General features: G+C 36.1%; 5 protein-coding genes. All 5 read right to left on the bottom strand.

Going from position 1 to position 11734, the window contains the following annotated elements:
- Positions 1-582: 582 nt before the first annotated feature.
- On the bottom strand, positions 583-993 hold the full coding sequence (locus ACJ5H0_RS15715; protein ID WP_411250331.1) for a VanZ family protein: 411 nt from the start codon (positions 991-993) through the stop codon (positions 583-585).
- Complete coding sequence (gene gcvH / locus ACJ5H0_RS15710; RefSeq protein ID WP_273650657.1) at positions 935-1312, bottom strand: glycine cleavage system protein GcvH; 378 nt, start codon at positions 1310-1312, stop codon at positions 935-937. Before gcvH ends, ACJ5H0_RS15715 begins: the two co-directional genes overlap by 59 nt.
- A gap of 257 nt (positions 1313-1569) precedes the next feature.
- The gene (gene sov / locus ACJ5H0_RS15705; protein WP_411250330.1) at positions 1570-8619 is read right to left on the bottom strand and encodes a T9SS outer membrane translocon Sov/SprA; all 7050 of its coding nucleotides are present in this window, start codon (positions 8617-8619) and stop codon (positions 1570-1572) included.
- A gap of 57 nt (positions 8620-8676) precedes the next feature.
- Positions 8677-9261 (bottom strand): Holliday junction branch migration protein RuvA, encoded by a 585-nt coding sequence (gene ruvA / locus ACJ5H0_RS15700; protein WP_172284202.1) that lies wholly within the window; start codon positions 9259-9261, stop codon positions 8677-8679.
- A gap of 174 nt (positions 9262-9435) precedes the next feature.
- Positions 9436-11724, bottom strand: coding sequence for an NADP-dependent malic enzyme (locus ACJ5H0_RS15695; RefSeq protein ID WP_411250329.1), 2289 nt, complete (start codon positions 11722-11724; stop codon positions 9436-9438).
- Positions 11725-11734: the final 10 nt, after the last annotated feature.

Below are 11734 nucleotides of genomic sequence, written 5' to 3'. Positions count from 1 at the left end.
ACAAACTTTTCTCAATTTTCAAAATAAATTATTATTTATTTTTTTAAATCTTCGTTTATAATTACCCTCTTCTGCGCTACCTACTATCTCTCGTTTTCAGTGGGGCAAAAGTACACCTTATTCATCAAACAATCCAAATCATTTTATACTTAAATTAAGCATTGTGGAAAAACAAATGCTTAAACAGCTGGTATCAAATGATTTAAAACAAAAATATAGTTATCCACAATATGAAATAAGATTTCAACTGCAATCATGGAATGGAATTTTCCGGCTGTAAAGGTCAAAAACTCAATGAAAATAACAAGTGAATAAATATACCATGAAAAGAAGGGTATGCATTTCAGTTGCTATAATTAATGAAAAATGATCCTTGTTATAATCAACTATCACAAGAAAAACAGTTGAACAAATATGCTATATCTTATAAAAGGTCTGACATTCTAGCCCCGATAGTAACGGTTACCCCGCAGTAAGGAAGGGATCTGAAAGAAAGCAAGGAACGAGGAGTATGAGTGGATAGCGGGATTTGCTCCAAAGAAAAATTAAAAAACAGCTTAATCTGTCATTTCAATTGTATGATCACAAAAAACGCTTGACAAGCATCTTATATATATAGTATCCTAGTAAGCATCCGACAACATCGGCTACTATATCTAAAGTTTCCATGGATCTTCCCAATCCCATTTCCTCCTGAAGGATCTCTGTAAGGAAGGCATATATAAGGATGATCTGAAAAAAATACGAAAACTTAATTTTAGGAAACGCAGCAATAAAGCAAAATCCAAGCATTGCAAAAATGCTGACGTGTAAAACTTTATCGATCCCATTGAACATAAACCAATATTCATGGTTCTCTTCTCCGGGCTTGAGAAGCATATAAGTAAGAAATGCCCAATAAATGGGCAATATCTTACTAAATATTTTTGAAATCCTATCCAATGATAGCCTGATATTCTTCTGCAGTAAGTAATCCAGACTGATCAGCACCATCAGCGATCTCTAATTTAATGATCCATCCGTCACCATAAGGATCCGTATTCAACAACTCCGGCTGAGCTTCCAGCTCTGAATTGAATTCCGTAACTTTTCCTGCGATAGGCAAGAATAGATCAGAAACAGTTTTTACAGCTTCAACACTTCCAAAAACAGCTCCATTATCAAGATCATCATCAACTGTATCGATATCAACATATACGATGTCACCCAACTCTCCCTGAGCAAAATCTGTAATACCAATAGTAGCTACGTTTCCTTCAATCTTGATCCACTCGTGATCTTTAGTGTACTTTAATTCCGATGGTGTGTTCATTTTTTGATTTTTATTATTCTACAAATTTATTCAAAATTATATAAGGTTCAAAAAAAGTATGTTTGTTTATTTGAAATGTTTTTTTACTAATTAAAAATAATAAAACTATAATGTATCAGCAAGCTATAAACTCAATTAAAATCTACTCATTATTTACTAAACAAAAGGGTCTTTCAAAATAAAAGCATCACCTATTTAATAAAAAATCATCCCTTTAGTAAAGGGATGATTTTAACGTAATTTATTTGTTATTCTATTTAAAAGCCTCCGGAATCCCCAAATGTAAATGTCGCAGACAAGCCAGCTCTAACTGTAGATAACGGAAACGCTGTAGAGATTTTATATTTAGAAGTCATTTGTTCATAGAAGACTCTTAAATTTAAGTTCTCAGAAACATTATAGTCCGCTGAAAGCTTTATATTCATTAATCTCTGTCCTCCAGTAATCTGAGAATCATCCAATAGGATATTGGTAATACTGGTTCTGCTATCTCTTAATGAGAAGTCTCCCCTAATATTAAGATCACTTCCCTTTCCTTTACCTCTCCTTCTGGTATCATTTACTCCCAATCGGAAATTACGAATAATATACCCCAACCGAACGACATATTCTGTATTGGCATCTTCCGTAAGGGTTTGGTTTACCAATCCTAATAATAGCATTCTATTCCTATTATATTGGATACCGAACTGCATGTTGTTTCTCATCGTTACATCAACTCCGATCAATGGAGAGAACGATTCAACATATCCTACCTGAGAGAAAGTAAATGGATTGATAAAATTCTTGTTGACATCTAAGAGACTTGTGCCTGTTGAAATTGCATTAAAATAATCAATACTTGACTGTATGCCTGTTGCTGTATAGGTCGCATTATAGCTATGTAAAATATCAAATTTTGAAAATTGACCATTAATGATAGGAACATTTCTTAAACCAGAATAAGTTACTTTCCAGTTTGGTATAGGCAAGCCGGCTTTCTTGGCGTCACCAATTCCTTTAGGTGATTTTCCTTCAACAGCTGCTCTGAATGCGGGAATTAAAACATACGCGTTCGCAATACCATACCCTGCAGTAAATCCATCATTTCCTATAGTAGAGATATCCCCTATTTGCTGAGAAATTGCTCTGGCATTCTGCCTGATCGATTGATATACCGCTGCACCATCTTTGAAAGAAGTTTTTAAAAGTATTACTGAATTAGAATAGGTAATCAGATCATTTGCAAAAGTATAATCATGATTAGTCCTACCCAGATTCAGTCTATTATTGAACCCTGATTGAGAAAAATTCCTATTATAATTATGTAATACACTAACATCTACTCTCAGGTCATTCATTGGTACAACCTGCAAGTTAGCCCTTAGTTCTCTGGTTGACATTCTTACATAAGGGTCTGTCATATATCCCGAATCACTAACCCAGCCATTTTCCAAAACTGTTCTTCGGATGTCAGCCTGTGAACCTAATAAAAAGCCAATAGTAGGTCCACCCAATGTCTGTCCATATCCATACCAGTTTGGTGCGGAAAGTAAGCCCGGTAAAACAGTTCCGTTATTTTCTGAATAATTCACATCCAACTGTTTGAACGATGTGAGCATAAATGCTGCACTCTGTAAAACAGTCAGTCTGTTTTTAAATTTGTAGTTTTTAAACTTATATCTTTTCTTTTCCCACTGTTGTGTGTAGACATTATTTAGTGAGTCAATTTCCTGTTTACGTTTTGAAAGCTTGGTCGCTATATTCTTAAAATATTTGAACTGTCCGAAGAATTTAGGAAAATCAGCTGTCGCAGTAGCCTGAATAACATTTGTATTTTGGCCGATTGATCCTAAGCTTTCAGCTTTTTTTGTTTCGGGATTCACAAAGCTGTATAAAGCTGTACTTCGCGCGTTCCAGTTATAAGTAAATCCATAGCCTAATTCTGCGTCAATAAAATCCAGATATGGTAAATATTGGAACGGAAGTTTGTAATTCAATTGTACCCTGTGGTTATACAAGACGGGTCTTCCCGATCTGAATACATTTCCAAAAATGGAAGAATTATCCATTGTGTTTACATCTACATTATCATTCAATGTTCTTGTTGCAGAGTTGATTTCCAGTTTTAAGGATTTAGTAAAATTAAACCCTAAACCATATTGCCATCCAAAATAAAAGTTTCTGTTTCTTATGGCCTGAGACTCATCATTGAAGTTACCATTGATTATAGCATCTACACTTCTGAATTCAAGTTCATTATAATTCCTGTCAATTTCGGTTCTGAAAGAGAATCTTGTAGGTATAGGATTTAAATTAAATTCTTTGATCCATCTCAGGTATTTAGTAGACTTAGCCGTATCACTGATCATTTTATTGAACGGCTTAATAACCCAAGGTTTAAAAGTATAATTATAATCTATATACCCTCGGAGATACTGCCTGTAGTTTTTCTTTGTATAAATATCCCTGAAGAAATCATCATTATAAACAGCCGTAACTGATATGTTTTCCACATCATAGAATTTAGGCTTCTTATTAGGATTTACACGTTCTTTATGCATATTGACAACTCCCAAACTTCTCTGTTGAGTATAGGTTCTCGCCACTTTTTTCAATTGCTCTCTATTTGCCGCCTTTTTAAACTCAACGTCTGTATCTAAAGGATTATACTTTGGATCTTCAATTGTTTGAGAGTAAGAGTAATTAACCGGAATTTTAACCCCGGTCTTTTCTGGTAGAAATTTGTCTAAGTTTACCGCCGTATTAATACTGAATGCTGATTGTGTAGACTGATTTCTTTCTGCCGGTTTAGAATCGATATTCCCGAATCCAACAGATGAGTAAGATGCACTTGTATTAACAACTGCAAAATCGCCAAGGTTAAAATTTAAACTTGCATTTCCTGCATATCCTCCCTGATTATCTATTTCAGAAAGCCGGATTTCGTTAACCCACAGTACTCTATCGATAGCAGGTTCATTTCCTCTATCGTCAGGTGCATTTCTAATCCCAATAACGATAGTAGTAATATTTCCCAAGCTAGGACGACCTTTAATATAAATATTTTTCAATTTATCTGCCTGACCAAATACTGGATCTAAAATTCTTTTGGAAATATCATTCGGTGAACTTTTATCTCTTCTGATCTTGGCATCCACAAAATTCTGAATTTCCAAATCAACATCATTTTCCATAGGCCATATCTCCATAGGAGTAGTAGCAGTACTTGGTGTTAGTTTAACAGACGCCTCATATTCATAATAGTTGTCCGCAGCGTCACTTCCGAAACGGATGAAGAATTTAGTTTTTGGATCTATAAGCCCAACATAAGGATCTCTGTTCCCCTCAGCATGTACAAAAAGTTTCAATTTTTTATATCTCCTCATGTCTAGGGTCGTATTCTTAAATACTCCTCTCGACTCACCCTTTGGAAGTTCTTTAACTTTTAGGTACAAAGAGCTTTCGTTCTGTCTCTGCACACCGGCATTTCCACTTAATATTTGTCGATCAATTCCCGGAGGTAAAACATACGGAGGTTGATTAAGCGCATTTTCTTCAATATTTACACTTCCTATTTCAAATTTTGCCAACTCAGTCTCAGAAACATTTATAGTACCTTCATTTGTTGCAGGATCTGCCGTCCCATTTGCCCCTGTAATAGCAGTATTTTTTGGATATTTTCTCCAGTCCGACCTTACTAAATCAAAGGTTCCGAATCTTAGTGTGGCAGTCTGATCAAATCCAGTCAGTAGCATTCTTGCAAATCTTACATTGTTAAGAACTCCAGGATCCTGATCTCCACCAACTCCTGGTCTTTTGTAATCAGATACAGGAATTCTGAATAAATACCATTTTACAGGTGCAGTTTGTCCATTTTGAAACTGTGCCTGAACAGTTTTCATATCAACAATATTATTTTGTCCTAAAACTAAACTTTGCTGGTCCAGTTTAATCTGGTATTCGTTATAGTTTTCACTTTGATCCAGGTTATAATCTTTATTAATATCTTCAGCATCAGGAGTCTGAGATGCTACCTCGAGTGAATTGCTTTGTGAGTTTCCTTCTGGTCCTCTGAAATATTTGTACCTCTGAACCAAAGATGAAGCCTGCGTTCCTGTAAACTTTGCTGATAGATAAAACACAAAATCATCTACTGCAGGGTCAGCAAGGTTTGTCACCGGATTGGTGAATGTGTTTCCGAACCTCATGGCTTCTTGATCCGAAGTCAAACCATCATATCCGGCATCCTGCGCTGTTCTCTCTTGTCCTTCACTTGAAAAGGCATAAAGGATAGGTGGTTGCTTTGGCTGAATTCCCCAGTTTGAGCTTGTTGTTACAGAAGGTGTGGATGGTGTAGGTAATCCATTTTCATATTGCATATACCCATCCTTTAAAATATCTTCAGACACATTACCTAAATGAAGTAGTAACTTCGGATCCACACCCAGGGTGTTTCCGTCAGCATACGGATCCATCATCCAGAATTCGACATATTCAATATTAGAGTTTACAAAATTGGATACACTGATAGGTCTCATCATTCCCGCCCATCTCTGTTGGGTCGTTTCATTATTAGGGTTTACATTATAAGGCCCTTTTTCTGCTGGATAATAAGAGATATCCATAGTATTTAAAAAGGTCTGTTCACCAGCAACAAAATCCCTGTTATTGTAGATCTCTGAGTATTGTACTCGTCTAGAAGCGTGATTAGATACGGACTGAGGTGTAATTCCTGCGGGAGCCCTTCCTCCAATTCCCCAAAATCTTGGATCAATTGTATACCATGATAAGAGTCCTCTTCCATATCCATTAGTAATATCATTACTTGCTCCTGCTCCCTGAAATACTCCTCCTGATTTTTCCGGTTTTGAGGCTAAACTCCAGGCAGCTGGTTCTTTTAATGATATTTTGGATGTTGTCTGCTCAAAATCATCAATATAAGACTGATCATTTGTTCCTTTATTCAATCCAGGAAGCAAATAAGCACCTTCCATTTTAAAGTTTAGATTCGATGGAGCTTCAGTCTTCACCATCGGAATTTTATTGGTCAATCTTGTCAGGAATGGAACCTGATTGTTGTACATCAAATTGATCCCGGCCATTGTATTATTTACGGCCTCTTGTCCATAATTTACCTTTTGAGTGAGCGGAGACTCAGAATAATTGACAACAGTTGCTCCTAAGATAAAATTCTCATTAAACCTTCTTTCTAAATTTAATCCTAAAAATCTTTTTCTCTGTGTATTAAAAGTTAACTGGTTTTCCAGTGAGATATTAATTGCCTGACCAGATTGTTTAACATTCTCATTGATAATCGTAACCGTTCCCAGCATATAATCTACGGTATAATCAATTCCTTCCGTCAACTGTACTCCATTCGCAGAAACTTTTACGGAACCTTGTGGCACATTAACAGCTCCCAAAGAAATTCCCTGCCCTGCAGTTCCTTTGTACCGTCCTTCTAAAGTGTATCGTTTAGGAACATAAGTTGCAAATTGTTTTTGCTGGTTATAAATATCTGTTTGCACATAGGTAGGATCACTACTTCCAAGCACTTTATTCATATAGCTTCCGAACGGCTGTGTTTTCGTAAAGATGATCTTTCCAGTTTCCGGCCTTATGGTTATTCCATTGACAAAATCAAAAAGTCCGTCACCTGTTCCTCCACCACTATTATTCTGTATATCACCGTTCATATTCAAACGGTCCCAGTTTAAGAGTTTTAATAAATTAGTGTCTTTAACACTTGTATTAGGAAGATAATTAACCTTACCTCCTGTCTGGGCATCTCTATAAAGAACATTCAATATAAATCCATCCTGACTTATCTGTCCTGCGTCTAAAGCATAAATATTCTTCATCATCAAAGGCCACATCGGAGACGTAACATCAATTTTCGTTGATCTCAGGACTTTTGTAATCAGTACAGGACTTTCTTCAGAAAACTCCCCAACTTTATATACCTTATTTGTTCCGTCTGTATATGAATAAGATACTGCTAAAATCTGATTATCATTCAATTTTTGATTTAGCGAGATATATCCTAACTGTGGCTGTAATGTATATTCGCTTGCATTTAACCTTCTCGCTTTTTTATTGAAAATATAATGAACGTTATTATTATAAGTTTCTGTACCTCCGGTTGCAACAGGAAGTGATTGTCCCTGTATCAGATCTGCATAGTTTACACCTGCATCACGTGGTATAGGTCCCATCGTGGTTGAAACTGTCTGGTAAAGATTATTATTAGGGTTGTCTGGTAATGATCCACCCATATCTCCCAGGTCCCTGATACCAACAATGCTCTTTTGAGCTGCCAGGTTACTGTTGCCCTGATCCAAAACATACACTTCAAGCCTTGTAATATTAACTCTGGAATTGATCTGCGGATAATTAGCCAAGGCATCATCATAATTATCCAGGAAATAATGACTTAAAAAGAAGTGCTGATTATCTTCATAATCAATTGCGTCTATTTTAAAGGTGTTTACAGCACCTCCACCCTGTACAACTATATTTCTTGCTTCTCCCTGCTGTTGAGATAAGACTACTGTTCCAAAAGTTTTCCCTAATTGAAACTCAGTCTTCACCCCGAATAACGATTGGGAACCCCTGATTAAACTGGTAGAAAGCGGCATATTTACATTACCAAATTCCACCCTTTTAATGATCCTGTCTTCTGAACCTGCTCCGGGTGAATTCACATCTCCAAGCCCTTTAGTCTGCAGGTCTTTCCAGCTTCCTTTAGACTGCCAGACTAAATTCATCCTGTTTTCAAATGCAAAACCACTTTGAGTATCATAGTTGGCCTTGAGCTGCAAATTTTCTCCTACTTTACCCAGTAAACCGAGCTGAATTCTCTGATTGATATCAAAGGTAAAACTGGTTCTGTTTTGCGGTAAGATTAAAGGGTTATCAATCTTTTGATACAATCCTGCAAAGTCAAAGGAAGCAAATCCTGTAGGGATAATTTCTATTTTATTGCTTCCGAAAATTGTTTCAAAAAGTTTATTTCGGATAGTTAATGCCGGAATTAATCCTCTTCTCTGTGCATCGCTTTTATCTTTTCTGAAGAGTAGATTATATTTATCCGATTTATCTTTGTAATAAGCCTTGGTCTGGCTTGCCATCATAAATTCCTTATATTCCTGAGGCGACATTGCAGTCGGCGGTCCGGTTACTGTATTTCCTATTTTCGGATATACATAATACATTCCGGTTTTTATATCGTAAAAGGCTTCAAATTGAGTAGGATCAGCCAGTTCATAGTCCTTCTTTATAATTGCAGTGTCACGTCTTACCTGTGCAAAGGTAGTTACTGACATACATAAGAACGACAGGAACAAAAATATATTGAGATACTTATTATTTGCCACCAAATGTTAAAGGTTTTTTAAAATTTGTTTTACCAATTCTTCTACCGAAATGCTTGGATTTTGTTTCATCATGCGGTCGGCGATTTTTTCGCTCATGCGTTTAGGAATTCCTAAAACTTCTAATGCAGATAACGATTCTTCCTTGATTTTATTATTCACCTGTGTAGAAATATTTTCCTCGAGACCATTGAATTTTTGGACTTTATCTTTCAAATCCACGATGATTCTTTCTGCTGTTTTAGCGCCAATACCCTTGGCTTTTTGAATGAGTGCACTGTTTCTCGAAAGTATAGCTGTGGCAATCTCATCAAGGCTTAAAGTAGATAGTAAAATAAGTGCTGAAACCGCTCCTACACCATTAACACTTATTAACAAATTAAACATCTCTTTTTCTAAACGACTGTTAAAGCCAAACAACAAATGAGCATCTTCACGAATGATTTGCTGGATGAATAAAAAAGTCTCTTTATTAAGAGTAAGAGTTTGCGAGGTCATTAAACTAATACCTGTATAATAACCAACTCCATTAACGTTGATTACAGCATAAGTTGGCGTAAGTTCTTGAACAATGCCTTGTAAAGAAAATATCATTATTAATTTTTAAAACTCCCAAATATAGTAATTTAAACTAATTAATGTTTTCATTTCACGCACGAATGATTTTTAACTTAATTTTTGAGGTGATACTCAACCATTTGGTTGAAAAACAAAAAACTCCAAAATTTGGAGTTTTTAAATATTTAATCGAAGATTTTTTTAAAGAAATTATTTTTTAGCTTCTCTTCTCTGGGCATCAAGAACCGCCACTGTTGCAAGATTTACAATTTCATCTACACTTGAACGCATTTGTAAAACATGCACAGGTTGTTTTAATCCCATAAGAATAGGTCCAATCACCTGAGCAACTTTCATCCCCCTGATAATTTTGTATGATAAATTAGCACTTTCGAGATTAGGGAATATAAATGTATTTGCCGGAGTTTCTCCTAATTTTGAAAATGGATAATCACTAAGGTGATCCGCATTCATAGCAAAATCAGGTTGAATTTCACCATCTACAATCATTTTAGGATACTTTTCATGTAAAATACTTACTGCTTTTGCAACTTTTTTAGAAGTTTCAGAGATCGCTGCAAAATTCTCGAATCCAAGCATTGCAATTCTTGGTTCAATAGCAAAAGATTTAATAGTAATCTCCGCCATTCTTGCAATATTTACAAGATCTTCCGAAGTAGGATTATTATTAATAGATGTATCAGCAAAGAAAATCGGTTTCTTTTCAGAAAGGATCATCATCATTGCTGCCACTTTATCTACTCCTTTTTCTTTTTCAATAATCTCTAAAACAGGACGTAAGACGGATGCATAATTTTTAGAAAAACCTACAATCAGCGCATCTGTATCTCCATGCTTCAACATTAAAGGACCAAAGTAATCCCTTTGGCGCACAAACCTTTTAGCCTTGTATTCATTCATTCCTTTTCTTTGACGAAGTTTCCAAAGCGTTTCTCTATATTTTCTCCTGTTTTCTTCCTGATCATCATCATTCGGATCAATAATCGGTACATCCAGATTAATTCCGTAACGTTCCATTTGCTCCTTGATGTATTTCTTTTCGCCCAACAAACTTGGATAAGCAATTCCTTCTTCATAAAGAATCTGAGCCGCCTTCAATACGTTGTATTCTTCTGCATTTCCTAAGGTCACCCTTTTTGGATTGGATTTCGCACGGCTTTGCATCATCCTTACCAATTTTTCATCTCTTCCCATTCTATCAAGAAGCTGATGTTCATACTCTTCAAAATCAGAAATAACTCTACCAGCAACTCCACTTTCGATAGCTGCTTTTGCCACAGCACTGGAAACCCTGGTAATTAACCTGTTATCAAATGGTTTTGGAATAAAATACTCTCTACCGAACTGAAGGTTTTGAAGATTATAAGCCAAAATAACAGCTTCAGGAACTGGTTCTTTTGCCAAATCTGCAATTGCATGAACAGCTGCAAGCTTCATTTCTTCATTAATTCCTTTCGCCTGTACATCAAGTGCACCACGGAAGATGTAAGGAAAACCAAGTACGTTATTAACCTGATTAGGAAAATCACTTCTACCAGTTGCCATAATTACATCCTTACGTGTTTCAATAGCAATGTCATAAGCAATCTCCGGATCAGGATTTGCCAATGCAAAAACAATAGGATTTTCATTCATACTGTTGAGCATTTCCGGGGTCATTACATTTCCTTTAGATAACCCGACAAAGACATCAGATCCTTTTACAGCATCTTCCAAACTCTCAATATCCGTCTGAGCGATAAAATCTAGTTTTTCAGGAGTCAGGTTTTCTCTCTTATGATTGATAACACCCTTACTGTCACACATTAAAACATTTTCTTTCCTGAGGCCTAATGAAATATACAGTTTGGTGCAAGCAATAGCCGCAGCACCGGCACCATTTACCACCATTTTTACGTCCTCAATATTCTTATTGGCAATCTGTAAAGAATTAATCAGTGCAGCAGCAGAGATAATAGCCGTCCCATGTTGGTCATCATGCATCAACGGAATATCCAACTCCTCCTTTAATCTCTGTTCAATATAGAATGCTTCAGGAGCTTTTATATCTTCAAGGTTAATTCCTCCAAAAGTTGGAGCAATCCCTTTTACAATCTGAATAAATTTATCCGGATCTTTCTCATTGATCTCAATATCAAAAACATTGATATCAGCAAAAATTTTAAATAACAGCCCTTTTCCTTCCATTACAGGCTTCGATGCTTCCGGTCCAATGTCACCTAATCCTAAAACAGCTGTACCATTAGAAATTACAGCCACAAGATTACCTTTTCCGGTATAATCATAAACAGTCTCCGGCTTTTCGTGAATCTCCATACAAGGAACAGCCACTCCGGGAGAATATGCCAAAGACAAATCTCTTTGAGAAGAGTGGGGTTTGGAAGGGATCACCTCGATCTTCCCTTTGGGTTCAGCTTTGTGGTAATCTAATGCGGCTTGATTAAAGTTCTTTTCGTCGCGATGGATTTTATTTGACATAGAATGTATT

The organism is Chryseobacterium proteolyticum (genome assembly GCF_046591535.1).
Taxonomy (GTDB): Bacteria; Bacteroidota; Bacteroidia; order Flavobacteriales; family Weeksellaceae; genus Chryseobacterium; species Chryseobacterium proteolyticum.
The sequence above is the reverse complement of the archived record's forward strand: the minus strand, read 5'-3'. Positions and strand labels throughout refer to the sequence as shown.

Coding starts and splice junctions, on each gene's coding strand:
- ACJ5H0_RS15715 (WP_411250331.1), bottom strand. CDS start 993: ATGGTGCTGATCAGTCTGGATTACTTACTGCAGAAGAATATCAGGCTA.
- gcvH (WP_273650657.1), bottom strand. CDS start 1,312: ATGAACACACCATCGGAATTAAAGTACACTAAAGATCACGAGTGGATC.
- sov (WP_411250330.1), bottom strand. CDS start 8,619: ATGTCAGTAACTACCTTTGCACAGGTAAGACGTGACACTGCAATTATA.
- ruvA (WP_172284202.1), bottom strand. CDS start 9,261: ATGATATTTTCTTTACAAGGCATTGTTCAAGAACTTACGCCAACTTAT.
- ACJ5H0_RS15695 (WP_411250329.1), bottom strand. CDS start 11,724: ATGTCAAATAAAATCCATCGCGACGAAAAGAACTTTAATCAAGCCGCA.